We start from the raw sequence: 26256 nt of genomic DNA, 5'->3' as shown, positions 1-26256 counted from the left end.
TAACCGTCATTATGGGAGTGGTTGCCCTGCTGATGCTGTTCCCGATTGGGGTCACGCTCATCAATTCGTTCATGAGTAGCCGCGAGATAGGGATCAATTACGGTCCGGTCGGACAAATGAACACGGTCATAGAGGGCAGGAGCGATCCGTTCGCCAATCTGAAATGGCTGCCCGATCAGGTCTCTCTGGAGCAGTACGGCAAGGTGCTGCTGGAGAGCCCGGTGTACCTGTCGATGTTCTGGAATTCGGTGTTCCTGGTGGTGCCCATCATTGCTGGACAGACGCTTATAGCTGCGTTGGCAGCTTACGCATTCTCCAAGCTGAGATTCCGGGGCCGGGAGCTCCTGTTTCTGGTCTATGTCCTGACGATGCTGATGCCCTTTCAGGTAACCCTGGTGCCCAACTACATCATGGCTGACCGGCTGGGGCTGCTGAATAGCCCGGGGGCCATTATCCTGCCTGGTATTTTTGCAGCCTTCGGTGTGTTCATGCTCAGGCAGTTTATGCTGGATATTCCGTATGCCTATATCGAAGCGGCCAAGATGGATGGAGCCGGACATTTACGGATTTTTTATACCCTTATTGTTCCCATGGTTCAGCCGGGTCTGGCCGCGCTTACGATTCTCTTATTCGTCGATTACTGGAATATGGTGGAGCAGCCGCTGATTTTCCTGGATGATCCGCTGCGTCAGCCCCTATCCGTCTACTTATCGAATGTCAGCAGTGAGAAGGGACTTGCCTTTGCTGCCTCGGTCATCTACATGGCCCCGATGGTGCTGCTCTTCCTGTATGCGGAGACGTATTTCATTGAGGGCATTCAGTTATCCGGGATCAAGGGCTAGGGTTCGCATATGAGGGACTTATGAGGATAGGAGGAGAACGGGGAAATGGAGATTACAGGAGTGCCCGCAGACCACAGGCGGAAAAAAAATATTAAAAGGGCCTTCCTGCTGCTGCTGGGCGTGTTACTCTTCTTCACCTTCTTCAGCAATACGCTGCAGTCGTTGACCTTGCCCAAGGTAACGACGGTCACGCCGCAGAGCAAGAGCCTTGAATTCACGCTGGAGGGCAGCGGGGTGCTGCGGCCCGTGAATGAAGTGAAGCTCCAGAATGGCAGTGGCTGGAAGCCACGGGAGGTGCTTGTGCAGGAGGGGGAGCGGGTGAAGAAGGGGCAGAGGCTGATCCTCTATGACAGCCAGTCTGCCGAAGCCGGGCTGCAGGATGAAATCGCACTGCTGGATCAGCAAAAGACCCTGCAGCAGAACCTACAGGATCAGTTCATTCAGACGTATGCGGAAGGGGATGAGCTCCAGATTCGCAAGGCCCGGCGCGAGATTGAAGCAGGCAAGCAGGATCAGGCCAGACAGGCGCGTAAAATCGCCGGGATGAGAGAGAGGTTAACTGCGGAGCAGCAGCTTAAGGCACCCTTCGACGGGATTGTGACCCGGTTGAATGCCCTTCCGGGGATACCGTCATCGGGCGAGCCGGATCTGGTGCTGTCGAGCAGCCGAGAGGGATTTCAATTCGATTTCACAGCGGACGCGGGGCTATTAACTAGTCTTGGAATTACCTTGGAGGAGAAGCTTGAGGTGGAGGTTCATTCTGCTGAGGGACCATCGGCCCGGATATTGCCGGGAAAGATTGCAGAGATCAAGAGCGCTGAGGCGCGTGCCGGAAGTCCGGCCAGTGAGGATACCAGCGGGGCGGAGGACATCGCACAGAAGACGGTCTTCATTGTAATGAATGAGGGTTCGCTTCAGGGGGGAGAGCAGGTTCAGTTTCAGATGAAGAAGCCGTCCCTTCAGGAGGGTGTGGTGGTACCGACTAAGGCCATCCATCAGACGGGCGGGCGCAGCTTCGTCTATACCATCGAGGAACAGCGGGGTGCCTTAGGCAATATGTTTGTCGCCCGTGAGGTTCAGATTCGCTCCAGCATCACGAACGGCCCGGACAGTATGATTCAGACGGATAACCTGTATGGGGATGAGATGATTATTCTGGAGAGCAGTGAGCCCTTGCAGGACGGGAACCGCGTACGTCTGCAATAGCCACAGGAGTACGGCATAATATACGAACAATTATTGGAGGTAGTGAAGGATGAAAATGAAGATGATTAACAAAATGGGCTGGCTGGGGATGAGCCTTGCTTTTACAACGATGATGACAGCATGCAGTCCGGGGAGCAGTGCAGAAGCTCCAAGCACCGGGGGGAAGACGGTTGTTACGCTATCGGTTCAGCAGGATAGTGAATTCTACCGTGCGGTAGAGAAGAAGTTTGAACAGGCTTATCCGGATATCGATTTGCAGATTCAGGCGTATAAGGGGATCAGCGAGAAGATGGAGGGTCCGGATTATGAGAAGTATCAGAAAACCGCCGGTACGGCATTGCTCTCAGGCAAAGGAGCCGATATTTATGAAACGGGCAGTTTGCCCGCCAGTGATTACGTGAGCAAGAAGCTATTCCTTGATATGGATGATTACCTCAAGCAGTCGAAGACGCTGAAGCAGGAAGACCTGCAAATGAATGTGCTGAATGCCCTGAAGGTGAACGGGGGCACCTATATCATTCCTTCCGGGTTCAGCCTGAGAGCGTTCCTTGGAGACGGGGATGTACTTAAGCAAGCAGAGATCGACGATAAGAGCTGGACTTGGCAGGAATGGAAGAAAATCTCCAAATCGCTGATTACGTCCGGGCAGCAGGCAGGGTCCGCACACCGCTACGCGCTTCCGAATAATCCGCCGGATATGCTGCTTCAGGAGATGGTGTTCGACGGCTATAACCAGTTCGTAGACGTAGCTGGGCGCAAGGCCAAGTTTGATTCCCCTGCCTTCATCTTTATGATGCGGGAGATTAACGAGATGTATCAAGAGAAGCTGATGACCACCGAGCCGGTGGAGACCGAGAATCAATTGTTCTATTCTGCCGTTATACAGGGCCCGGCGGATTTCATCAACGTTCCGTATACCTATTTTGCCAATCCCAAGCTGCTGTATAAGCCGCATAGCGGAAATTCCGGCGCCATGAGAATTATTCCGAGCTACACGTTTGCGATACAGGCCAAATCGCCGGTTGCCGAACAAGCCTGGACATTCATGGAATTCCTGCTCTCTGATGAAGTTCAGTCCCTGCAGAGCAGAGAAGGTTTCTCCCTGCTCCGGTCGCTTAATGATAAGCAGTTCAGTGAGCTTCAGCAGCAGGTGAAGAGCGGGACGTATAAGCTCCCGGACGGCAAGCTTGCAAGTGTTCCTGAGGGACAATTCAAGGTGTTCCAGGACATGATGGATACAGCGGATAACTTCGCCATGATGGATGTGAAGATTCTGAGCATCATCGGTGAGGAAGCAGGCGCGTTCTTCAGCGGACAGAAGACGGCAGAGGATGTAGCCAAGCTGATTCAGAACAAGGCGACTACGTACCTTAACGAATAGAACAAGGTCTGGGAGGTCCCGGTATGAAGCGAACCACGATTCTAATCGCAGAGGACGAGAAGGAGATTGCCGACCTGATTGCCCTGCATCTGCAGAAGGAAGGGTATCACTGCATCAAGGTACCTGACGGCCGGGCCGCGGTGCAGGCCATTCAGTCACAGTCCATTGATCTGGCGATTCTGGATATTATGATGCCGGAGCTGGACGGGTACGAGGTTACCCGCCAGGTCCGGGTGAAGCATAACCTGCCGATTATCTTTTTAAGCGCCAAGACTTCAGATTTCGATAAGATTACCGGCCTTGTGATGGGAGCGGATGATTATATGATCAAGCCCTTCAACCCTATGGAGCTGCTGGCCCGTGTCAATTCCCAGCTGCGGCGTTCTCTACAGTTCAGCCAGCCTCCGGCTGTCCATCAGGCCCCGGTGCTGGAGTCGGGCGGGCTTATTATATCCCCTGACCGGCATACAGTTACGCTATACGGGAAGGCGATTGACCTCACGCCCAAGGAATTCGACATCCTCTATCTGCTGGCCAGCCACTCCAAGCAGGTGTTTAGTGCGGAGAATATTTTTCAGCAGGTGTGGGGCGAAGCGTACTACGAGTCCGGCAATACCGTGATGGTGCATATCCGTACCCTCCGCAGGAAGCTGGGCGAGGACCAGAACAAGGACCGGTTCATCCGAACCATCTGGGGCGTCGGGTACACGTTCAATGAATAAGCGGGCCCGGGGCTTCCGGGCCAGATTAGTCCAATTGCTGGGGGTAAGCATGCTGCTCTCAGCCGGTCTGACCTATGGAATCTTCAAGCTGCTTCAGCTCTACTACTCCGGGGTGAGGATGGAGGACCCGGAAGCAGAGGTGCGCCGGTTCATCTACAGGCTCGGGGACTTCAACGTATCGCTGATGCTGTTCATTCCGCTCATGCTGATCTTCTTTTTCAAGTTCACCAAGCCTTATATCCGTTATCTTAACGAGATCTCCAGCGGGATTCATCATCTGGCTAACGGGGAATTTCAGAATCAGGTGAAGATTGCTTCAAGGGATGAGTTCAGTGCGATTGCCGAGGATCTGAATGCGGCAGGGGCTAAGCTGCTGGCAGCGGTGCAGCGGGGCGATTTCGCCGAGAGCAGCAAGGATCAGCTGGTCGTCAATCTGGCCCATGATCTGCGTACGCCGCTCACCTCTGTGCTTGGCTATCTGGATCTGATCCTTAAAGAGGAGAAGCTGCCGGTGGAGACAATCATACACTACGCCACCATTGCCTTCACCAAATCCCAGCGGCTGGAGAAGCTGATTGACGGACTGTTCGAGATTACCAAGATGAACTATGGCACACTGCCAATGGTAAAAACGCAATTGGATATCGGCGAGCTGCTCCGGCAATTGAACGAGGAGCTATACCCGGTATTTGAGCGGAACGGCCTCACCTCACGGCTGAAGATTACCCCAGGCTTAAGCGTCTATGGGGATGGGGATCTGCTGGTACGGGTCTTAGGGAATCTGCTGACCAATGCCGCCCGTTACGGGCAGGAAGGCGTATATGTGGATATTAACAGCCGCCCTGATTCAGATGCAGTAGCGGTTGAGGTGATCAATTACGGGAATCCCATTCCGCCGGAGGAGCAGGCGCATATCTTCGAGATGTATTATTCCGGGGACCGGGCGCGGACTCATCAGGATGGCGGCACGGGTCTGGGTCTGTTCATTGCGCGGAACATCGTAGAGCAGCATGGGGGAACCCTGTCTGTGGAGAGTAACGAGATATGGACAAGATTCGAGATGCGGCTTCCGCAAGCGTAAGCGAAGATAAGGGAGGAGAGAATCAGAATCATGTATCATTCCAAGAGAAAATATGCTGCTGCCATGCTAAGCCTGGCGGTTCTCAGCCAGTCCATCGCCTTCGGAGCCTATGCGGCGGCGGCCGGATCTTCAGCGGGAACAGCGGCGGCCGCAGCCTTACCTACTCTGGAGGGACTGGGGGCGGTCTCCTTGAAAAGCGGTGTGAGTGTGAAGCTCCTGAACGCAGCGCTTCAGCCTCAGGAGAGCGGGAATATACTCACGTACACCTTGAATTACTACAACGGAACGGGCAGCAATGTAAGCCTGATCGATTATTTCTCCAAGGTCACCACTTCAAGCGGTGCTGTGATTCAAGGCAAGCCGGTAACAGGCAGTGCTGCCATCAAGTCTATTCCGGCTAACAGCAGTCAATCGGTGACGTACTACGTCAATGCGGGAAAGGCTGCCAAAATAAACGGAGTCCGCATCGCCCTGTTCGGCTGGGATTTCAGCCAGGCGAATTACCAGAAGAAGCTGGGAACGTTCACGATTCCCGGCTCCTACTCCACAGTGACCCCCAGGGGCCAGAGCAAGAAGCTGACCCTGGGAGAGCTGCCGGTGACCGGCAAGGCGGAAAGTCTGCATATCTATAAGATGGACGGGAAGGTATATGCCAGGGTTGGAGTCAGCTTCACCAACTCGGGAGCCAAGGTGTTTAAGGATACGGGCCTGAAGGGATACCTTGTATCGCCGGGAGGCTCGATGTTCGAGCTGAAGGCGGACAAGGCCGACACCCTGATTCAGCCTAAGGAGAAAAGAATTCTCTACTACCTGGCGGACCTCCCTTCTTATACGAAGCTGGACAATATGTCCCTGCAATTCGTCCAGGAAGACAGTGCGCTGCCAATAAAGCTGCCGGTTGCCGAATATAAGCTGCCTGCGGCGGAATCGCCTAACTTTAATGTACCTGTGAACGCCGTGAAACGGCTCAAGGTTAATAACAGCGCGATTGAGACCCAGTTAGCCAGTGCGGCGGTGTATTCGGAGGACAATTTGGCGAAGTGGAGCCTGAAATTCCGTGTGCGGAACACCGGCAATCAGGCAATGACGCTGCCGGCATACCCGTTCAGTCTAATAACAGCCGAGGGTTACAGCTACCCGGTCAGCAATACAGCCCTGGCGGGCCTTACCTTGAAGCCGCTGGAGGAGCAGACCGTAGAACTCAGCGCCGAGCTGCCCCTGAAGCTCAAGCAGGGTATGCTCCGGCTGCAGATGACCGAACCGGCTGAAGCGGACCGCATTGCCTTCCCGGCAGCGATTTTCCAGATTCCGTATTCCTTGCAGCCGGATCATCTGCTGGCTACGGAATATCCTGTGCAGAACCCTCTGGGGACTTTCGTAGTCAAGCTCGAAGCGGTGGAACGTTTGCCGTGGTCGGACCAGGATCAGGTGGTAACTAAGGTGAGCCTGCGCAATACAGGTGCAACCACGGTACAGCTCCCGGCGCTTACGGCACTGCTGAAGGCGGGGGATAAGGATATCAGCGGCAGCGCGCAGATTGTGATTGACGGCTCCGTGACTCATCTGGCTCCACGGGAGACAGCCGTACTGTATATTGCAGGGAACCTTCCCTATTCCTATAATCTCAAGAAGCTGAAGATCATTCTTCAGTATCCTTCGGGAGAGGCCAAAGCGAATTTCCTGACGCTGTTCACCAGCCAAGTGGATAACACCCTGAGAACGGCGGCTGCCGGAGAGCCTCTCCCTATAGGGCTGACCGGCAAGAAGGCAGAGGTGCTGGAGAGACAGACCCGGATTTATCCGGGGACAGATTCCAAGCTGATCTATACGGAGCTGATACTGACCAACGAGGAGTTACGCAAGACCCAGCCGTCACAACTGGTGGGTTATTACAGAACTGCGGATCAGCAGTATTTCGAAGCGGTAATCAGCCAGCCGGAGGCGGCCCTGAATGCCAAAGAGAAGAGTATCGTAACCGTCTGGAGTAAGCTTCCGCCGGAGATTAATGCTTCAGAGCTGACACTCTTTCTTGGAGAAGGGATTGCCGAAGGCAAGCTGACGGTACCCGGGGCAGCGCCGACCGCTTATATTGATACCGCAGGCCTGGCCCTTAATGCTACGAATCCTGCACCGCAGACGTCTCTTCAGAAGCTGGAGCTATTCCCGTACGTCATGTCGGTGACCCAGTCCACCGCAACCCTGTCAGAGGACCGCGAGTCTATCGAGGCGAAGCTTAGCTACCGGTTAACCCGCAGCGGGCTGTATATAGCCGGGGCGAATGAGCATAAGCTGGTGGCCGAGCTGATCGACCCGTTTGGACAGCCTTCAGAGAAGCTTCTCTCCTTGGGCGAGGAACTGACAAGTGCAGGAGCCTCGGACAGCGTGTCCTTTACGCTGAACAACCGGGCATACAAGACTCTCACTGGTGCGACGGTGCAGGTGAACATCTATGACGAGTTCCAGGGTAAGCGGATGCTGCTGGGCAGCGAGAGTTATGCTGTGGTGTATGAACGGCCTGCGGCGAAGAAGTGGGAGGAGGAGTGATAGGGTAGGCAGATGATGAAGCAGGCCGCTTTCCGGGGATGGAAGGCGGCCTGCTTTCTAAATTATTTTAATCGGTTGGATGACTATGGTGTGTATCTGCTTGGAATCGTGGGTTCTGTTGTAGTTCTTACAGAATGCGTCAACATTTGTAATGATTTTAGCTTTATCGTAGATGAAGAAATAGATGTGTTTTTTCGGATAATGATATGCATCTGACCCGATCTCCTCGGTGAGTTTCCGCTCAGACATATTGGGACGAGTACATTTAACTTCAATTACAGTTTCATAGGAATCAATAAATATATCGAAGCGGTACCCCTTGTATCCTCCGTCAGTGGGTACTTCAACTCTTGCTTCAGGAAAAATGGGACGAAGTAGTGAATAGAGCAAACGCTGCACATCATATTCGTTGCCCAGTGAAATGTCACCAAGGCTCTCTAGCTTCAGTGTTCCATTTCCATGGACTGGCTTCTGATACATTTCGTAAATATGCTTATCGAAATTATGAAGGACTCTGCTGATGATAAGATGAAAATGCGCTTCATCTACTTCATTAAGTGCTTTGGCATCATGGAATAGACCAGTGTTAACATCTGTAATTAAATTCTCCAGGTATAGTTGTGCCTAGAGCATACCTGCCCTGGTGAGCAAGACAAATTTCTGTGCTATGGACTGATCGGAGAAGAGGCGCTCTAATATGCGGCTGGTAGTATCCACCCATCTGCTGAAGTCAGCCGATTGTCCCTGTGGGAAAGATTGAATTTGTGCTTGAAGAGCAGTTATAACTTGCAGTCTATCCTCATTAATCGTAGTCAAAATAATCCCCCTTCGATTAGTTGAGATTACCCCAGCGTAAAAAGAACAGGAATAACGGTTCTAGAATGTAAACTTCATCGTCCTTATATTCAAAAACCTGATACATCGGTTCGCTGCTCTGCATGATAGCCTGCATCTGATCAATAGCAGCCTTAATTTTCACCCGGTCTGGCCTATCCGCATTATTACCAAGCAACACATCGATTCTTCGCTTGATACTGTCGATAGAAAGGCTCACAATGGGCGGATCATCAGCAATCGCCTTTAGAAGTAACTCATAGATATCAGTTTCTTCACCTTTTATAGTCAGATAGGTTTTTCTTTTCTGCCCCCGGGGGTTAGGACCTGTTTTCAACTTCCGGGCAACCTCTTGGTAAGCAAGAAGGTTCAATGAGGTCATTCTGTAGGCCTTGTCTAGGATCTCCTGGTCAGGCATCGCCGGATGATCTGTATTGTCAATATCGAGTATCATACTAAGGTTATAACAGATAGATTGCATGAGTTGAGGGGAAGATAGACTCTCCTGTGCAATGTTATCAGCGATCCGAAGATCAATCTGCATATTTAGTTTGTTGAATCCAGCAACAGCGATTTCACGCAGTTCATCTGTATTCCAAGGCTTGATATTAATCAGATTCAATCTTCCGCTTAAATCGGCATTCTTTCGAATGGCATCATCCGATCGGTGAGGTAAGGATATGATGATGGCTCGAAGCCCTTTGCGGATCGCATCTTTGAGCTGATAGGCAATCTCAAACTGTTTGCTGGGTGAAGCGTAATGGAAATCATCTAGGGCGTGTCTGAAAACTAATCATATTGAAGCTACTTCAACAGAATCATCGCGGAAGCGAGAAAGGCAAAGCTTAAAAAGTTTCGAGAAAGCTTGTCATAGCGTGTTGCGATTCCGCGGAATTGTTTGAGTTTGTTGAAAAAACATTCCACTACATGGCGTTCTTTATAATGGTAAAAATCACATGTCCAAGGATTTGCGGCATTGGATTTGGGCGGGATACAGTATGTTGCGTTTTGGGATTCAATGTACGTTCGAATCTCTACCGTTCCGTAGGCTTTATCGGCTAAAATAGCGGTTCCGGACAAGCTTACCCCTGACAGGACTTCGACCGCTGCCGTACAATCATGGATGTTTCCAGGCGTTAAAAATAGGCGAATCGGATTCCCTAGCGCGTCGACTACAGCGTGGATTTTGGTATTGCGTCCCCCTCGGGAAAGTCCGATTTCTTGGTTGGTTGCGGCATTTTCAGCCCTTTTTTAGCCCCCGCTGCGTGCTGGTGAACTTTACAAGAGGTGCTGTCTAGAGAAACATCCTGCAAGTCTGCATCGCTGGCGAGCGCTTCAAATATCTTTTGAAAAAGATCGTCATTGCTCCATAAACGAAACCGGGAATACACGGTTTTCCAAGAACCAAAACGTTCTGGCAGATCACGCCAAGGTGCCCCTGTTTTGACTTTCCAAAGCATGGCATTAAGCATCACCCGATTGGGTTTTGAGGGTCTGCCTTCACCCTTGTTTTCAGGTGGCAACAGTTCTTTGACCCTTTCCCAGTCCGGGTCTTTGATTTCGTGGCGTCTTAGCATCTTTTACAAGCTCCTCGTAATTGCGTCCTTGTAAAATTATGCTACGGTTATGCGTTGGAAGCAATATCTAGTTTTAAGACACGCCCTAGTAATAGAACTAAGTTGTTTGCTATAAAATATTGAATGACTTTATCTTTGCCGGAACGGAAAGACTCTGTGATGGAGGTGGTGATTCCTTCCGTTGTTCCGGCGAGCCCCTGACCTTCAAGCGTGCGTATCTCTGTATGGTCCCGTTCGAGGGAAATACCAATTTTATTTGCAATCGTCTCCCAGAAATCTACAGTATCTTTAAAGTCGCTTCCTATAAAATCGACGTATCCATCCAAGCCGATTACCTTGTCACACAGTACTGTTTTTCCAGTTTTCGATGGGCCTATAATTGAAGTTAAAAATCCGACCATATCGACTACGTTATGAAGACGGAATTCATAGGTCAGCCCGAATTCCGATTTGCGGGAAATATAGGTGTGAATCGGGAGGGCGCCTGCAATAAAAACATCTCTAACTCTGAGCTTCACACTATCACTCCTCAGCAGCACTAAATGGTTGTAAATTATCTTAGTTTCGTTATCTCCTTTAGTATATCCCTAAGTGACATGATTTAACAGCGATGTCTAACCTTTTAGGATGGACAACACCTTAATCCTCTTAAATAATAAAATGCACATCAAAAATATACCTTTACCCCTTAATTATCCGCAGCGCAGCAAAAAAACACCCAAAACAAGCCTCAAGAATATCTTCCAGGGCTTGTTTTGGGTGTTTTAAATTATTCTATCCTCTAACCGGCGGCCCACACATCCAGCTCGATTTTGAGTTCAGGCAGCCCTAATCCTTGGATGTAGGCAACCGTCATGGAGGGAGGCGTAGGGCCGAACACTTCATTCCAGATGGAATAGAAATGGTCCCAATCGATTTCCTCCGTGGCCCAGATGTTGATTTTGATGACATGGTCCGGGGTTAGCTGCTGCGAGGACAGAATGGCGACAATATTACTCATGGTATTGGTTACTTGCTGGTTGAAATCGGGGGGGGTGTTATTGTTCGGATCGATCCCGATTTGACCGGAAAAGACGTACATTTCAGCATCTCTGCTAATTTTGGTCACATGACTGTAGCTTCCAACCGGTTTTGCTATATTTTCAGGGTTATATCTTTGAACGACCTTATTATTTAGATTCATGATGGTAAGTCTCCTTTTAAATGGGCTGTTTTTGTAGTATCGCTTAATATTGGACAGACCTATCCCGTCCGCATCGATTCTAAAAGAAAACAGCCGTCGAATACCCGATTCCAGCAGACAGATATTGAATGGATCTCTTTTTCATCAGGTATCCCTCCTAAACATTTAAAATTTAACTTACTCTAAGAATGATAACATACCCTCAATAAAAACCAAAATACAGGGTGCGATACGATGCGTGGCGGAGCCATAAGTTAAAATTTCCCTCTGTCGTAATACTTTCGCCCTGTTGGCCTACTGGACCGTGTGCGAAGATGGAACCATCAAACGGCTGCAAGATCGCCGGGAGATCTTCAGGCTACCCGCGGTCCTTCCTTCTACTCAATTGGATGAAATAGGGCCGCAGCTCTCCTGAAGGATGCTTACTCAGAGAGGAGGCGTCCAGGCTATTGTATTCCTTCCTTCTACCCATGGACTTAAACCGAGTAGGGATACGGCTCTCCTGGACACTTTTACTATGCAAATAAACCGGATTTACCTGCGTAGAGCAGGCAAGATTATGCTGAAATATACACCTGACGCTGCTGACACAAAGAAGCTCCCGAAGGGGTACTTGGCCGCAGCCCTCCGCAATCTGCAGGGGCTTGGGTATACCCTGTCGCCTGCCTTATTCCGGGCGGTCCAGAAGCTGCCCCGCGAGGCCTTCGAGCAGCTGTACTATCCGCTGATTGCCGATGTAAGACGGATGGTTGGCGCGCATGTGCATTATGCACCGATGTATCCGGGGTTCCCGGAGCAGGTCATGCAGGAGGACGAAGCAGATCTGTATTTCAATGCGATGTTCCATTATTATACCTGGGAGCTTCCATATGCTGATTCTGTGCAGCGAACACCCCTTGAGGATCATGTGAAGCTGAAGGTCATTGATCTGGGGAGCAGCACGGAGTTCCGGACCCTAATCCGCCAGCTGATGGAGGCCAGGGGCTCAATTTCGGCAGAGGATCAGAAGGATATCGATGCTGTGATTGCGAATACAGCCAACGAAGAGCTGGATGAGCTTTTGCCGGAGGAGATACCGTTCAAGGAGAATGCCGGATATGTGGCGTCGTCGCTGCTTAAGCATGGTAAAGCGGACGTAGCAAGAATAAGCCCGTACTTCAAGACGGCAACCGATGTGCTGCGGCTGGCGGTGGCCTGGTCGGGAGGCGATGTTAGTCTGGCCTTGCCTACCCACTTCCGCAAGTTCAAGCGTAGTGAACGCCGGCTGCTGCTGGGGCTCTTGGAGCGGTGCCATCCCATCACCGAGGATATGCTAAGGTACCGGGAACGCTGGATTCGTCTCGGCGAGATCCTGCATCCATCTGAATATAAGCAGCGGTATAAGCGCTGTGAGGAAGCTTTTGATATCCTGCGTAATAAAAAGCCCTTCACCACCTATAACGGAAGTGTAGAGCTTGCCCTTCAGTACCAGCAGCTCTGGACGGCACTGGATCTGCTGGCGAAGCGTCCGGGTGAATTCGCACGAAGATTGGCGAAGCTGCTGCGGATGACCCGGGAGCCTGAGTACGTGGTGATGGCCTTCGGCGAAGTGGCCGGTCAGGTATCGACCCCGGTGCTGCTACAGGTGAAGAACTACTTCGAACGCCAGCGGGAGCTGCCTGAGCTGAGGGTGTTTTTCCCCAAGGGAAATGTCGCCAAAGCCTGGGCCACCCCTAATACCCTACCGGAGATCAGTGAAGAAGCCTGCCGGGATCTGGTGGATCTCTGCGAGCAGACGCTGGTGGCGCGGTTTGCTGCCCAGCCGTCTCTGGGAAAGGTATATGTGGATGAGCGCCTGAGGGACTATCTTGTGCCATTCTCCCAGCGGTCGGCCAGCAAAGCGCTGCATACCCTGGTCCGGGGAAGCCGGATTCCGATGGAAGAAGGGAATACGGTCCGTTTCTTCTGCTGGTGGAAGGAAGGGAAGATGGACGGTACCCCTACAGGCCGCGTTGATATTGATTTGTCAGCAGTGATGTATGATAAGAATTGGAATTATGTCGAGCATATCTCTTATACCAATCTGCGCTCGGCACAATATCATGCAGTCCATAGCGGGGATATTGTAACGGCACCTTACGGGGCCAGTGAGTTCATCGATCTGCATATTCCTTCTATTGTTGAGTATGGCGGAAGGTATGTGGTGGCTACCCTCCATTCTTTCACAGGACAGCCGTACTGCAATCTGCCGGAGTGCTTCACGGGCTGGATGATGCGGAAAAAGCCGGGGTCTGGTGAAATCTATGAGCCAGCCACGGTGTCGAACAAGATTGATGTCACGGCGGATACTCAAATCGCCATTCCTGTGATACTGGATCTGGTGGAGCGGACCGTGATCTGGACAGACCTGTCTCTGACCAGAGATCCGTTCTATCCGAATAATGTGGAGGCGAATCAGAAGGGGATGGTGATCATCGGCAAGGCGATGACCTCCTTGAAGAAGCCTGATCTGTATGATCTTTTCACGCTGCACGCCAAGGCCCGTGGTCAGCTGGCCGTGTCACCACAGCAGGCCGATACCGTATTCTCGGTAGACCAGGGAGTGACTCCGTACCACATCGAGCAGATTATGGCCGAATATGTGGTGTGAGTAGAGCGGGTAACCTGTTTGTTCAAAAGAAAGGGGTGTCTTAGCCATGATATGGCTTGGGACACCCCCCTTTTGTTGCAACTATTCTATCTCGATTCCGTACCAGCCGTCGGCCAGCGAAGTTAGCTTATACTTCACCGGCTCTGCGGCATAGGCCTGCTCCACCATGCTCTGACTTGCGCAATACACAATATGATAGGTGGGGCCATGCTCCCTTTCCCAGTCGAATACGAACCGGAGGAGCGGCTTCCCGTCTTGCCTGCTGTAGCGCACGAAGTCCAGGCTGTCCCGGGACCATGCAGCGATCTGCTGGATCTTGTCTTGCAATTCTGTATTTACACTGTCATGGAATGGAGGGGCGGTATTATTAGAGTAGATGAACGTATTCCCGATATCGCTCCGTTCATCCAGACTGTCCATCAGCAGCAGGGTCTCCGATTTCACAGCATCAAACTGCCCGCGATGCTCCCGGAATATGCCGTACTTCGCCTCGGAGGGATCATAACGGATGATGAAGCCTGCTGCGGCAAGCATCAGTATAATGGTCATGCCAAGGAAGCTTCGTGTCCTGCGGCTCAATGGATTCACCTGCCTGATTCATTGGAGTTATTTCACAGAGCCGCTGAAGGGCAGCTCGTAATCAATCGTTGTAATGAACGGCACATATTTGCCATTGAACCGTTCGTAGTGCTGCAAAGTGAACCAGTCTACAAACCCTGGATTATTGACCTCGTCATCGGCATCCAGACCGAAATGGTCGTAGAAATGGAACGCCAGCTTCCCGCTGAATTGCCCCCCGATGTTCTTGAAGTCCTTAATAGTAATATTATGACCATGGAAAGCATGGATGGCCAGCGATAACGCCAGATTGCTCTTCTCCGTGAATACCGGATATGGGCTGGTCGGGAATTGGTTCACGTAATTATTCACGATATTCTGGCTGCTGTTCGGGTTGAACTTCAGCCTGGACAAATCGCCTGAATTATTGCGCAGCTCCTGCACAACAAAATTCTTGATGAGCCCTACATAGTTCTGGGTGCTGGAGTCGGTGATGACGGCATTATCCAGCTCGCTATTATGATACTTAATGTATTTGCTGGTATCGAAGGTGTCGCCAAAGGAGACCGATGTTCCCTCATTAATGGTTTTGCTGTATTTGAAGGTTGAGATCAGATCGCCAAGAACGAACTTCATATCATCTGTTGCACCTATCTTGCCGACAGCGAATAGAGCGGCCATCTCGCCCCAGATCATGAACTCCGGTGTAATCTTGGCCACCGAGAATACCGGGCCCAGCTTGATTAACTCACTATACGTGTAGTCATTGAACGTCAGATCGTCAGAGACAGGAGAAGTTCCCTGCGCAGCGGTCTTCAGCACGCCCTCCCTGTGATTCGATTGAAGGATTAGGGCCTGCTCCACATCTGGAATCAGTCTTCTGCTGTCCACCGTATCGTTCAAGCCGTCGCCGTCCGTATCGGCCAGGTTGGGATTGGAGTACAAATAGGCGTAGACCTTGTCGCCGGATTTGACAATGCGGATCTCTTGCCCGTCCTTAAGCCCGTCCTTATCGCTGTCAGCATCCAGATAGTTCAATCGGATGGCTGCACCGCCAGTACCTACACGCAGTCTTCCGGCTTGTATCTCCTTCTCATGATAATCACTGATGCCATCCTTGTCGGTATCCTTGTACAGGTCTGAGGTCTCAGCGATGGTGTCGAAAATTCCATACAACTGGCTGGCATTGCTGGCGTGATAATAGCTGCCGCCGGTGCCCTGGGCCATGCTGGTCAGCACACTGGTCGAGATACTGCTCCCCAGGCCCACCGTATAGATCACAATACCCTGATCGGCAGCCCGCTTGGTTAGTGTGGTGTCATAAGAGCCTTCCCCGTCGGTAAGCATAATAATATACTTCAGGACATCCGCTCTGCCGCCGGCGGCGAACAGATTAAGTGCACTGGAAATCCCGCTGCTCAGAGTCGTTCCGCCGTACGCATCAATCCGTCCCGCAGCCTGACTCAGCACGGCCTTGTCTGAAGTAAAGCCGGATAATACTGTAGCATAGTCGTCAAAATCTACCACAGCCCCGCGGTCACTGTCCGTCAGCAGATCAACAAACTGCCGGGTAACGCTGATTCTCACATTGTTCCGGTCATTATCTGACATACTGCCCGAGGAATCGATGACGAAGGCGATATCCATCCCGGCATAATGCTCCTGCCCCTCATCGTACAGGAACTTATACTGCCAGACCTGGTCGTATACCGTCTTGTTCAGCAGAATGTATCTGGAGAAATGAGCCGTCTCTGCCGAGACCACATTCCCGGCCAGCCGTTGACCGGAGAGCTCTTCAAACAACTGGAATTCCTCATTGTAATAGTAGATCCGCGGCACAAAGTCTGCCTGATTCAATAGGCTCTGATCGAACTCAAAGGAGATCGTCGCCTTCTCAAAGCTCCCGTCGATGGAGAAATTATAGCCCTGGTCAATGTAACCGGGAATGGTGGCATCGTTAAGAATGCCGTCCACGACCGGCTGGACGGACAGGCTCTCTACCTGTTCCGCAGTGATCCCTTCCACGGATACGCTTGGAACAGCTTTGCCCCCGGCATCCTCTGCCTTCACCGTTCTAGCGAACTTCGTCTCAGGCACAAGCGGGTCGCTTCCGATTTGGAGCTCCCAGGCGTCAGAGAGTCCGTCCCCATCGGTGTCGGCCTTCAGGGGATCGGTCTTGTGCGTATGAACTTCTTCGCCGTCCGTTAGACCGTCGTTGTCACTGTCTTCACTGATAAGGCTGGTCCCGAGCTGCAATTCCTCCAGGTTGGTTAATCTATCCTTATCGTAATCTTCATCACCATCGGCAGTCCCGTTCTTGTCGCTGTCCGGTTCAAGCGGATTCAGCCTCAAGACAAGCAGCTCATCCTGGTCGCTTAATCCGTCACCATCCGTATCCCTGCTGGTGGGGGAGAGACCGAAATGTCCCTCATAATAATCGCTGATGCCGTCATGATCGCTGTCCTTCTCCGGGTCAATCCCGAGGTTAGGCAGATTGCCCTCATCGAAGTTCACGATTATATACTCTTTGGTCACTTCAGTTCCATCTTGAGCGTGGGCGCGCAGCTTCAGCAGATTGTATCCGATCCCAAGTCCGATTCCTTCCGCAGACCACGCCGCACTTACAGGGATCGTCCCTTGCTGGAGGACTGCTTTATTTCGGTCTTCAAGCTGATAGGTGAGGGCCGTGACGCTCGATGCTCCTCCCAGCACTCCGGTCAGCTTGTCCAGCTTGGAGCTCAGGAAGTAGTAGTCTCCATCCGGGCTGTTCTGAAGCTGGAGACTGTAAGTATCGAGCTGTACGGAGACCTTCTCCGGCTCAGGGGCTTCCTGCCGGGTGGAGATCTGCGTCAGCTGATAGACTGAAGGTTCGCTTGCCACATTCCCCGGGCTCCCGGTGAAGCCAAGGACCAGAGTCTCGCCCGGCTGAATGTTGGCATTATAGCCCGCATTATGTATCACGTAATGATTGCCGGTATGACTGATGATGTCAGCCGTCCAGAAGCGTTCCAGCTGCCCCTCATAATCGAACGCCAGTGTCCAATCCTCAACTGCGGACGGTGACAGATTCTTAATGGCAATTTCACCGTTAAAAGCGCTGCCCCAATCGCTTGTCACCTTGAAGCTGGTCTCGTATTGCCCGCCTGGAACGGTCTGCTCCCCGCCCAGCAAGTCAAACACTGCGGGCAGCTGCAGCTCTTCTTCAAAAGAAGCCGTGAAGCCGAAATTCACACTGCCACCCGCCGGAATGTCCTGATTGCTGCCTGCATTCTTGATGGCATATAGACCATTCTCATAAGAATCTACCCGGCCGTTCCAGATATTCGTGATCTCATACGGAGACGTAAAACCAAGGGTCCAGTTCTCCAGTACCCTGCTGCCCGTGTTCCTGATGGTAACATCGGCATTGAAGGCTCCCTCCCACCGGGAGGAAATGCTGTAGAGGACTTCATACCCTTCTCCCGTGTAAGTCACTTCCTGACTGCCGCCTGTCTCGTCTTGCGCTAAAGCGGGGTGGAGCTGAAGAGAAGAGAATACCAATACGAGAATGGCAAATAAGGTGAAGCTCCGTTTCATGATTCTTGTAGTGAACATTGCTGCCGTTCCTCCTCATATGATTATTAATAGGGTGGATAATATGTAAGATCTTGGAGTATATGAATCTATCATATTTGCATAAAGAGGTTTAGGCAACAACAAATGGAAGAAAAGTAGAAGAACTACAAAAAGGACCAGCCTGGGGCTGTCCCGTTCGATAGAGCTAAGGTGTAGTCTGCATCATTTTGCAAGCAGACCTCTCACCGGAGGGTATAATTCCAGAATGTTGCCTTGCGGGTCCCGGAAATAGAGCTGCTTGCGTTGCCAGAGCCCGGAGAAGTATCGCCCTCTTCAATTACCGGCATCTGGAGGACTTCGCTATAGAATGTCTTCATATCCTCCAAGTGACTGTTATCAGTTTCAATTGTCTGATCTTCATGGTTGTCCTCCCTTTCCGTGCGGATCTCTGATGTGAATTGTGGAATGTAATGCTTGCATCCGGATATAAATTCTGTTATCTTGATATTAACAAAATGTAATTATCAATTAGTTAATAAGTTAATAAGTAATTGGTTTTGCGGGAAGCAGAGGAATCGGAGGGATGAGCATGAAGAAGGCACCCGGCAACTGGAGCGGGTTTGAACTCGCCTGGCTGGTGATATTTACGCTGATTGCGGTTGTTTTTACGGTGATCTCCAAGGATTCGCTCTTCGGGTTCACGGTCTTCATCACCGGGGTACTATGCGTGGTGCTGACGGCGAAGGGGAAGCTGGCGAGCTATGGATTCGGGATGTATAATACTTTTGGTTATGCTTATCTGGCCTATATCAACGGATTATTTGGCGAGGTTATGCTGAATCTGCTATTCTTTGTGCCCATGAATATTGTAGGCTTTTATATGTGGAAAAGAAATATTCAGGGCGGCAAACTGTCCATGCGCCAAATGGAGACGAGGGGCATTCTGCTCACCATTGCAGTCTGTGTGGCGGGGGCGCTGCTGCTGGGCTTCGGCTTATCGTTCATTCCTGCGCAGAATTCACCTTATATCGATGCTCTGACTACCGTGTTATCGGTAGTGGCAACGATCCTGATGGTACGGCGTTTCAAGGAGCAGTGGCTGGTCTATATTGTGCTGAATATGTTCACCGTGCTGCTCTGGGTGATCCGGACGCTGGAAGGCAGCGGGGAGGGTCTGCTGATGACTGTCATGTGGAGCGCCTATCTGATCAACGCGGTCTACGGCTACTACAACTGGAATAAAGGGGCTAAGGAGGCGCTGTCATGAAGACACTTGGATTAACACTCGGGAAGTTCGCTCCGCTGCATAAAGGGCACCAGTTCATGTTCGAGACGGCGCTGAGGGAGGTTGACGAACTGATTGTAGTGATCTATGAGACGACCGTCTCTCCGGTTCCGCTGCAGGTTAGGGCTAACTGGATTCGCAAGCTCTATCCTGCGGTCCGGGTAATCGAGGCCTGGGACGGGCCGGACGGATATTCGGATGACAGGGAGCATGAGATCCGGGAGGAGCAGTATATTCTCGGGCTGCTGAAGGGCGAACAGGTGACTCATTTTTATTCGAGTGAATTCTATGGAGAGCATATGAGCCTGGCGCTGGGCGCTATTGACCGGCGGGTGGATGAGGCGAGGGTGCAGGTGCCTGTATCGGCCACGATGGTCCGTTCGGACCCCTACAAATACCGTGATTATGTAAGCGGGATTGTGTACCGCGATTTGATTACGAAGGTCGTGTTCGTAGGGGCGATGTCTACCGGCAAGTCGACGATCACCGAAGCGCTTGCCCGGAAGTACGGCACGTCCTTCGCCAGCGAATACGGGCGTGATTACTGGACGGAGCATCAGGTGGACCGGCGGATTGGGCTGGAGGCTTTTGACGAGATTGCGGTAGGGCATCTGGAGCGGGAAGAGCAGGCGCTGCTTGAGGCCAATAGGTATTTATTCGTCGATACGAATGCGATCACCACGTATATGTATGCGCTGGATTACCATGGGAAGGCACCTGAGCTGCTGACCCGGCTGGCCCTGGAGAACGCGCAGCGCTACGACCTGTTCTTCCTGTGCGACGATGATATTCCGTATGACGACACGTGGGACCGCAGCGGGGATCAGAAGCGGCAGGTGTTCCACCAGCAGATTATCGCAGATCTGAAGGAGCGGCGGATTCCCTATATTACCCTGAGGGGCGCGCTTACGGAACGTATAAGCAAGGTGGACAGTGTACTGGCAAAGTTCAAGCCGTACGGGAACTATTTCGGAGAGCTGGAGCATTGAGCAAGAGACAGAAGGAGGCGGAGAGAGTGGAATTGAGAGATGGTAACGGACTTACAGAACAAGAATTCCTGGAACAGTACCGGCCTGGGGATTATGTGCGGCCTTCAGTGGCTACGGATATGGTGATCTTCACCGCCATGGATGCAGAGGCAGACCATGTAACCGTGGCTGCGGCGAAGGAGCTGCACCTCCTGCTGATCCGCAGAGGCGGGCACCCTTGCCTCGGCAAATGGGCGCTTCCGGGCGGCTTCGCCCAGCCGGACGAGACCACGGATCAGGCGGCCGCACGCGAGCTGGAGGAGGAGACCGGTGTTACCGGTGCGTATCTGGAGCAGCTTCGCACCTTCTCTGACCCCGGGCGCGATCCCCGTACATGGGTGATCAGCAGCAGCTATATGGCGTTGGTCGACAGCCGCCGTATCCAATTAGAGGCAGGGGATGATGCCGAGGCTGCGGCCTGGTTCAAGGTAAGCTACCAGCTTCGGCAGGAGCATAAAGAGCTGCTGGAGCCGGGCTGCATACGCACCCGTACCTATGAGCTTCGGCTGGAGGCCGCAGGCCAAGCGCTGACTGCGGTGATCGAACAGACGGTGACAGCGGCACCGGCGTCCAGTTCGGTGCAATATGCCGTCTTGTCCAATGACGGACTTGCTTTTGATCACGCGAGGATCATTGCCTATGCCATGGAACGGCTGCGCCAGGAGACGGAGAGAACCGGAATCGCGCTGCTCTTAATGCCTGAGCAATTCACCTTGGCCGAATTTCAGCAAGTCTACGAGTTGATTATCGGCCAGGAACTGCCGAAGGCGGTCTTCCTGGACAAGATGGCTGCGCTTATAACGGCGACCAACCTGTACACAGAGCAAACGGAACACACCCCCTCCCGCCGCTTGTATCAGCGGAACTGGGGAGAAGTCTGGATTTTTAATTAGGAGGAATCATCCATGAACGCAGGCAGAGCAATATTAAGAACAATGGAATTCAGCCATGAATTGGATGTGCTGCACAACTACATTACACAATCCAAGATGCCGGTGCGCAAAAGCGACTCCTTCGATAAGCAAGTCATGCTGCTCGAAGAAGCCCAGGGTGAAAGGGCGTTTCAATCCACCTACAAAAAGATGAAAAAGGTCAACATCCTGTCCGGTCTGTTTGCCCTGCCGGTGCTGCTGGTGGTTGCCATCGCCGCGATCTACGGCCGGTATATCAACCGGGGTTATGATGTGTTCGGCTATTTCGTGGATCATCCGGTGCTGTATCTCGTACCCGCCGCGCTGATCGTGGTGACGCTGGTGCTGGCCTTGTACCATTCAGTACTGCGGCGGAAGCTGTATGGCCGGATCTATCCGGAGCTGAAAAGTAAGCTGGGACTGAACGCCGCCTGACCACAGGCGGCATTCAGTTTATCCCTTGAAATATAAGAATGTATAGGTTTCACGCTATACATTATCCTTCTATTTCTCGCTGAAACGGTACCGTCCTTCAAAAGGACGGCAAAGCCGTTTCCACTTGGCTGGGCTGCTGCTCAGGCGCGGCAATGCGCATCGTGACCTTCCCGCCCCCGGAGGGTGCGGCGTTGCTGAGGCTCAGACTGCCTCCGTGCTGCTCGGCCACAGACCTCGCAATATAGAGCCCCATTCCGTGGTGATCCCCGGAACTGCGGCTCGGATCGCCCCGGTAGAATTGGTTAGTCGCCTCCCGGAGGTCGGCCGCTGAGAAGCCGCTGCCGGTATCGGTAACCGTGAACTGAACCGCCGCCGCTTCACCCTGGACGAGCAGGGCAATGCTTCCACCGGGCGGGGTGTGCTCGGCCGCATTGGCGATCAGGTTCATGATTCCCCGCAGCAGCAGCTCCTTGTGGATGTACAGGAATTCCGGCAGCTTCTCATGCCGGACAGAGGTCCGCAGGTCCCTGCCCGCAGCCAGGGCCTTCATTTGCAGCTCCAGCTCGGCCATGATCTCTGCCGCCGGGACCCGCGTCTGCTGGCGGGATGAGCCGGCCTGCAGGCTGGACAAGTCAATGACCTCCTGCACGAAGGCTTCAATGTCTTCGGCGCTGCGGCGGATATAGCCGCTGTATTCACGCTGCGGCTCAGTCTCTACAATCTCCTGCAGCAGTTCAGCGTTGCCCCGGATAATGGTCAGCGGCGTCTTGATGTCGTGGGCCAGCGCGGAGATCTGCTCCCTGCGGGAGCGTTCCAGCTCCCACTGCTTCTCCAGTGAAGTCTGCAGGGCATCCTTCATCCGGTCCAGGGAGCCCAATACCTCGTCAATCTCCCGGATGCCGCTGGGCTGGACGGTGAACTCCAGATTCTCGCGCCGGATATTATCGGTCGCTTCCTGCAGCCCGGTCATCCGCTCCGAGAGCTTCCGGCCGAACCTGGCCGCGAGCAGGGCGGCCATCAGCAGGAAAACGAGCACGAAGAGCGCGGGGGCAAGCAGCTGGGGGTTCGGCAACGAGCTGCGCAGCAATGGAGAAGCGTACTGCGGCGTCAAGATATAACGGAAGATCCACAGCTTCTGCCCATGCTCAGCGGTGGTGTAGTAGTAGGAGCTTCTGTTGTTCCCCTCCTGGACAATTCTCCAGGCTTGCCTCGACTCTTTAGCCGTCAGATTGCCGGCCAGCGGCTTCCCGTCCAAGGTGAATACGGTGTACTCCAGCCGGCCCGGGACCTGGGGGGACTTATCCGCTCCGCCCGCAGCCAGCTGCTGCTTGAACTGGGCGATTTCCTTCTCGTCATAGTTGGCAGGCAGCAGCGCCCCCCGGGCGAACGCCAGTGTGAATGCGCCAACCAATATTCCCAGCAGCAGAACGGTACCGAGGCTCAACAGCAGCAGGTAGTGCAGAAAAAAGGTGCGCAGCCGCACGGTTTTGCGTTGTTTTACAGCTTCCACTTATATCCGATCCCCCAGATGGTTTCAATGGCCTCAAGCCCGTACCGGCCCAGCTTGGCGCGGATGTTCTTGACATGCTCCGTAATGGCACTGCTGTCACTCTCCCCGTCATATCCGAAGACCCCTTCATAGATATTCTCTTTGGAGAAGACCTGACCGCGGTGGCGGGCCAGAAACTCGCAGATTTCATATTCACTTTTGGTCAGCGGCACCTTGTCCTCCCGGGCGTACAGCTCTTTACCGGAGAGGTTGAAGCGTACAGGGTCCATATACAGAATGTTGCGCTTCTCCCGGTTCTCCCGCCGCAGATGAGCGTTGATCCGCGCCCGCAGCGCACCTATGCCGAAGGGCTTCATAATATAATCATCCGCCCCCAGTCCCAGTCCGTACATCAGGTCACTTTCCAGCGTCTTCGCCGTCAAAAAAAGAATGGGACAATCCACCGCCGTGCGGATCTCCCGGCACAGGGTGAAGCCGTCCACACCGGGCATCATCACATCCAGCAGAATCAGGTCATATGCACCGAGGTCGGTCCCGCGCACCAGCGTGGAATCAGAGAAGGTGGTTACCAGATGGCGGTCGGTACTGAGTGCGTTGGCTATCAGGGACAGGATGGCGGGTTCGTCGTCTACCACAAGTATTTTGGCCATAATATTAATTCCTTCATTTACAGATTTGGAGGCTAGTTATCCGCAGAGCGGCCCTCCCACTTGTAGAACCATAACATACTGAGGAGTCCGGCAGCTATCGTTGCTACTATGCAGATGGATACGCCGGTGGCCAATCTCGTTTCGGCAAAAGGCGGCAAGCCTCCCGAATGCTGAATCTCCAGCAGGGAGAGGAAACGGCCGCCCCAGGCGAAGGGGATATACGGCCACAGGATATCGCCAAGACCGGTCAGCATCAGGGCAGCGAGCAGGCTTCCCGTGATTCCTATGCCGATAGAGACGCCCCGTCCGAAGCGCAGGCTGAGCGCGAAGTGAAGCAGATAGAGCAGGATATTGCTTGCGAACAGGATCACGGACCCGGTGAGATAAAAGGGTATGCCGTGCCGGTCCTGTCCCAGCATTCCGGCAAAGCCCAGGCTGAACAGGACGAAGATCAGCAGGACAGCCCCCAGGCTGAATCCCAGCAGGAGCAGCAGCTTGCTGGCATAGGTGGTATTTCTGGCCGCAGGCAGAGACAGCATTCCCTGGAATCCTCCGGAGACGGCCTCCTGCTCCGCCACCATTGCACAGACCAGCCCGATGAGGGTAGGAAACGCACAAGCGACTGCCTGCATGAACCCCATCACCTTGCCCGCTTCACTGGCAGGGGAGATGGAATAGTAGGCCAGGAACAAGGCAGCCCCGATCAGCGGGGTCAGCAGATGGATCAGGAGAAACGGGGTGCGCCGTATTTTGAGCAGATCGGCCCTGAGCAGACCCGGAAGTGCATTCATGCTACTTCGCCTCCTGTCTACGGAACCATACGGTGGTGAGCAGGAACAGGATGGCGAACCATCCGAGAGAGACCAGCGTACCCGGAAGAATCATATCCGTGCTGCGCAGCGGGCTGTCCGCCGGGACCGGCAGGCCGTTCGGCAGGATGGACAGCACGGGACACATAAGCTTGGCGGTAATCGCATAAGGAATGTAATCCCATAAGCCGCCCCTGTCGAATTGAACTACACCCAGAGTAGTACCGGCCATATTCAGCAGGACCGCTGCGAATAACCCGAAGCGTGCCGCCAGGAACAGGCACAGCGGAATCTGCCACAGGAAGGTGAGGAAGATCAGTGCGCTTCCCGCCAGGCTGCTCAGCAGTGTAATCGTCTGTCCGAACAGCAAGCCCCCGGCGGAAACGCCGGTTAGGAACACGAGGAGGGCAGCCAGGAGCCAATACGCACAGGCGATGATTTTCCCGGCCCAGAGCGTTCCCGGTGTAAAGGGCAAGGCCAGCAGTCCGCGGTACTTCAGCTTCGCATCCTTCTGCAGCGCCAGCGAACAGACCAGACTCAGCGCTCCGGGCAACAGCATCGTGTACCACCAGTTGTAAGAGCCGCTCTGAAAAAAGCCGCCGCCCATCAGAACAGCGCACAAGAACAGAGTGAATACAGGAGCGATCCAGGCCAGCTTGGGAATGAAGGTACGCCGCCATTTCAGGTGTTCCGCTCTAACGATATTAAGCATGAGCGGCACCCTCCCTCCGGTGGGCTGTTACGACCTGCATGAACAGCGCCTCCAGGTCCTGATCCGGGGAGACCGCCCCCTGATAGCCCAGCACGCCGCCCGCGATGATGCCGATATGGTCAGCCGTCTGCTCCACCTCGGAGAGCAGGTGGCTCGACAGAATGACGGTGATTCCCTGCTCCGGGAAGGAGCGGATCAGCTCCCGCAGCTCCTGAATCCCGATCGGGTCCAGCCCGTTCGTCGGCTCGTCCAGAATCAGCAGCTCCGGCTGGTTCAAGAGCGCAATCGCGATGCCGAGCCGCTGCTTCATCCCCATGGAGAATTGTCCGGCGCGTTTCTTCCCGGTAGCGGTCAGATCGACAACAGCAAGCACTTCTTCGATCCGCGACTGCGGCAGTCCGAGGGCTAGCGTGCGTACCTTGAGATTCTCCCGGGCAGTCAGATTATCGTACAGAGGCGGTGCTTCAATTAATATGCCGATCCGGCTTAAGTCCTTTCGGGTCCATTCCCGGCCCTGGAAGCGGATGGTCCCGGAATCGGGCCGCAGCATACCGGTAATCATTTTGAGCAGGGTCGATTTGCCTGCACCGTTCGGACCAAGCAGCCCGTAGACAGAATTGCGTGCAACAGTTAACGATACGTTGTTGACGGCTGTCTGGCGCTTGAAGCTTTTACATAGAGCCTGTATTTCCAGAATATTATCCTGCATAGTATATCATCCTTTCTCTCCCTCTACTCTAAGGGCGGATTCTAAGGATTGTGTAAGGATGACATGGTAGGGGCCCCTGCCTGGGTGAACAGGAG

General features: G+C 53.2%; 24 protein-coding genes. 11 read left to right on the top strand and 13 right to left on the bottom strand.

Annotation, left to right across the window (positions count from 1 at the left end):
* The first annotated feature begins 11 nt into the window (after positions 1-11).
* From MKZ07_RS22420 to MKZ07_RS22395, 6 genes are read left to right on the top strand one after another with little or no spacing between them, the layout of a single operon-like run.
* Positions 12-842, top strand: a complete 831-nt coding sequence (locus MKZ07_RS22420; RefSeq protein ID WP_083677884.1) for a carbohydrate ABC transporter permease — start codon at positions 12-14, stop codon at positions 840-842.
* Between the two features lie 45 nt (positions 843-887).
* Positions 888-2048: an RND transporter gene (locus MKZ07_RS22415; RefSeq protein ID WP_341027577.1), complete on the top strand. Its 1161-nt coding sequence runs from the start codon at positions 888-890 to the stop codon at positions 2046-2048.
* A 49-nt stretch (positions 2049-2097) separates the two neighbouring features.
* Positions 2098-3429, top strand: coding sequence for an ABC transporter substrate-binding protein (locus MKZ07_RS22410; protein WP_341027576.1), 1332 nt, complete (start codon positions 2098-2100; stop codon positions 3427-3429).
* Positions 3430-3452: 23 nt separating this feature from the next.
* On the top strand, positions 3453-4151 hold the full coding sequence (locus tag MKZ07_RS22405) for a response regulator transcription factor (protein WP_341027575.1): 699 nt from the start codon (positions 3453-3455) through the stop codon (positions 4149-4151).
* Positions 4144-5232 carry a HAMP domain-containing sensor histidine kinase gene (locus MKZ07_RS22400; protein ID WP_036691631.1) on the top strand — a complete coding sequence of 363 codons (1089 nt, stop codon included), beginning with the start codon at positions 4144-4146 and terminating at the stop codon, positions 5230-5232. The genes MKZ07_RS22405 and MKZ07_RS22400 overlap by 8 nt, the downstream gene beginning before the upstream one ends.
* A gap of 30 nt (positions 5233-5262) precedes the next feature.
* Positions 5263-7776, top strand: a complete 2514-nt coding sequence (locus MKZ07_RS22395) for a hypothetical protein (RefSeq protein ID WP_341027574.1) — start codon at positions 5263-5265, stop codon at positions 7774-7776.
* Positions 7777-7833: 57 nt separating this feature from the next.
* Here MKZ07_RS22395 and MKZ07_RS22390 read toward each other — a convergent pair whose 3' ends face one another.
* The 5 genes from MKZ07_RS22390 to MKZ07_RS22370 form a co-directional block, all read right to left on the bottom strand.
* Complete coding sequence (locus tag MKZ07_RS22390) at positions 7834-8298, bottom strand: PD-(D/E)XK nuclease domain-containing protein (protein WP_341028085.1); 465 nt, start codon at positions 8296-8298, stop codon at positions 7834-7836.
* Between the two features lie 310 nt (positions 8299-8608).
* Positions 8609-9232: a hypothetical protein gene (locus MKZ07_RS22385; RefSeq protein ID WP_341027572.1), complete on the bottom strand. Its 624-nt coding sequence runs from the start codon at positions 9230-9232 to the stop codon at positions 8609-8611.
* A gap of 182 nt (positions 9233-9414) precedes the next feature.
* Positions 9415-10187, bottom strand: a protein-coding gene (locus tag MKZ07_RS22380) for an IS5 family transposase (RefSeq protein ID WP_341027176.1) whose coding sequence is annotated in 2 segments (ribosomal slippage) — positions 9415-9857 and positions 9857-10187 — 774 coding nt in all. Because the reading frame shifts where the segments join, the coding sequence is not laid out codon by codon here.
* Positions 10188-10234: 47 nt separating this feature from the next.
* Positions 10235-10705 carry a hypothetical protein gene (locus MKZ07_RS22375; RefSeq protein WP_341027570.1) on the bottom strand — a complete coding sequence of 157 codons (471 nt, stop codon included), beginning with the start codon at positions 10703-10705 and terminating at the stop codon, positions 10235-10237.
* 263 nt (positions 10706-10968) lie between these two features.
* Entirely contained in the window at positions 10969-11370 is a 402-nt protein-coding gene (locus MKZ07_RS22370) for a RidA family protein (protein WP_341027569.1), read from the bottom strand.
* A 517-nt stretch (positions 11371-11887) separates the two neighbouring features.
* Between MKZ07_RS22370 and MKZ07_RS22365 the strand changes: the two genes are divergently transcribed.
* Positions 11888-13999, top strand: a complete 2112-nt coding sequence (locus tag MKZ07_RS22365; protein ID WP_341027567.1) for a TerD family protein — start codon at positions 11888-11890, stop codon at positions 13997-13999.
* Positions 14000-14080: 81 nt separating this feature from the next.
* On the opposite strand, the gene MKZ07_RS22360 is transcribed toward MKZ07_RS22365, so the two are convergent.
* From MKZ07_RS22360 to MKZ07_RS22350, 3 genes are all read right to left on the bottom strand, one after another.
* Entirely contained in the window at positions 14081-14578 is a 498-nt protein-coding gene (locus MKZ07_RS22360; RefSeq protein ID WP_341027565.1) for a hypothetical protein, read from the bottom strand.
* 27 nt (positions 14579-14605) lie between these two features.
* Positions 14606-18151, bottom strand: a complete 3546-nt coding sequence (locus MKZ07_RS22355; protein WP_341027564.1) for a DUF3289 family protein — start codon at positions 18149-18151, stop codon at positions 14606-14608.
* A 203-nt stretch (positions 18152-18354) separates the two neighbouring features.
* Complete coding sequence (locus MKZ07_RS22350; RefSeq protein ID WP_268748795.1) at positions 18355-18489, bottom strand: hypothetical protein; 135 nt, start codon at positions 18487-18489, stop codon at positions 18355-18357.
* A 212-nt stretch (positions 18490-18701) separates the two neighbouring features.
* Here MKZ07_RS22350 and pnuC point away from each other — a divergent pair, with 212 nt between their 5' ends.
* The 4 genes from pnuC to MKZ07_RS22330 are packed head-to-tail and all read left to right on the top strand — an operon-like array spanning position 18702 to position 21771.
* On the top strand, positions 18702-19379 hold the full coding sequence (gene pnuC / locus MKZ07_RS22345; RefSeq protein WP_036691648.1) for a nicotinamide riboside transporter PnuC: 678 nt from the start codon (positions 18702-18704) through the stop codon (positions 19377-19379).
* The gene (locus MKZ07_RS22340; protein WP_036691651.1) at positions 19376-20386 is read left to right on the top strand and encodes an AAA family ATPase; all 1011 of its coding nucleotides are present in this window, start codon (positions 19376-19378) and stop codon (positions 20384-20386) included. Before pnuC ends, MKZ07_RS22340 begins: the two co-directional genes overlap by 4 nt.
* 26 nt (positions 20387-20412) lie before the next feature.
* Positions 20413-21318, top strand: coding sequence for an NUDIX domain-containing protein (locus MKZ07_RS22335; protein WP_036691756.1), 906 nt, complete (start codon positions 20413-20415; stop codon positions 21316-21318).
* A 12-nt stretch (positions 21319-21330) separates the two neighbouring features.
* Positions 21331-21771, top strand: coding sequence for a DUF6097 family protein (locus MKZ07_RS22330; protein ID WP_036691654.1), 441 nt, complete (start codon positions 21331-21333; stop codon positions 21769-21771).
* A 97-nt stretch (positions 21772-21868) separates the two neighbouring features.
* On the opposite strand, the gene MKZ07_RS22325 is transcribed toward MKZ07_RS22330, so the two are convergent.
* From MKZ07_RS22325 to MKZ07_RS22305, 5 genes are read right to left on the bottom strand one after another with little or no spacing between them, the layout of a single operon-like run.
* Positions 21869-23281, bottom strand: coding sequence for a HAMP domain-containing sensor histidine kinase (locus MKZ07_RS22325; RefSeq protein WP_341027563.1), 1413 nt, complete (start codon positions 23279-23281; stop codon positions 21869-21871).
* Positions 23269-23931 (bottom strand): response regulator transcription factor, encoded by a 663-nt coding sequence (locus MKZ07_RS22320; protein WP_036691656.1) that lies wholly within the window; start codon positions 23929-23931, stop codon positions 23269-23271. Before MKZ07_RS22320 ends, MKZ07_RS22325 begins: the two co-directional genes overlap by 13 nt.
* Before the next feature lie 32 nt (positions 23932-23963).
* Positions 23964-24722 (bottom strand): lantibiotic immunity ABC transporter MutG family permease subunit, encoded by a 759-nt coding sequence (locus tag MKZ07_RS22315; RefSeq protein WP_036691659.1) that lies wholly within the window; start codon positions 24720-24722, stop codon positions 23964-23966.
* Between the two features lies 1 nt (position 24723).
* Entirely contained in the window at positions 24724-25452 is a 729-nt protein-coding gene (locus tag MKZ07_RS22310) for a lantibiotic immunity ABC transporter MutE/EpiE family permease subunit (protein ID WP_036691662.1), read from the bottom strand.
* Positions 25445-26161 carry a lantibiotic protection ABC transporter ATP-binding protein gene (locus MKZ07_RS22305; protein WP_036691664.1) on the bottom strand — a complete coding sequence of 239 codons (717 nt, stop codon included), beginning with the start codon at positions 26159-26161 and terminating at the stop codon, positions 25445-25447. Before MKZ07_RS22305 ends, MKZ07_RS22310 begins: the two co-directional genes overlap by 8 nt.
* Between the last annotated feature and the right edge of the window lie 95 nt (positions 26162-26256).

This window comes from Paenibacillus sp. FSL P4-0338 (assembly GCF_038002365.1).
In the GTDB taxonomy this organism is placed as follows: Bacteria; Bacillota; Bacilli; order Paenibacillales; family Paenibacillaceae; genus Paenibacillus_AQ.
Note: the sequence above shows the minus strand (reverse complement) of the source record. Positions and strands in the feature narration are given on the sequence as shown.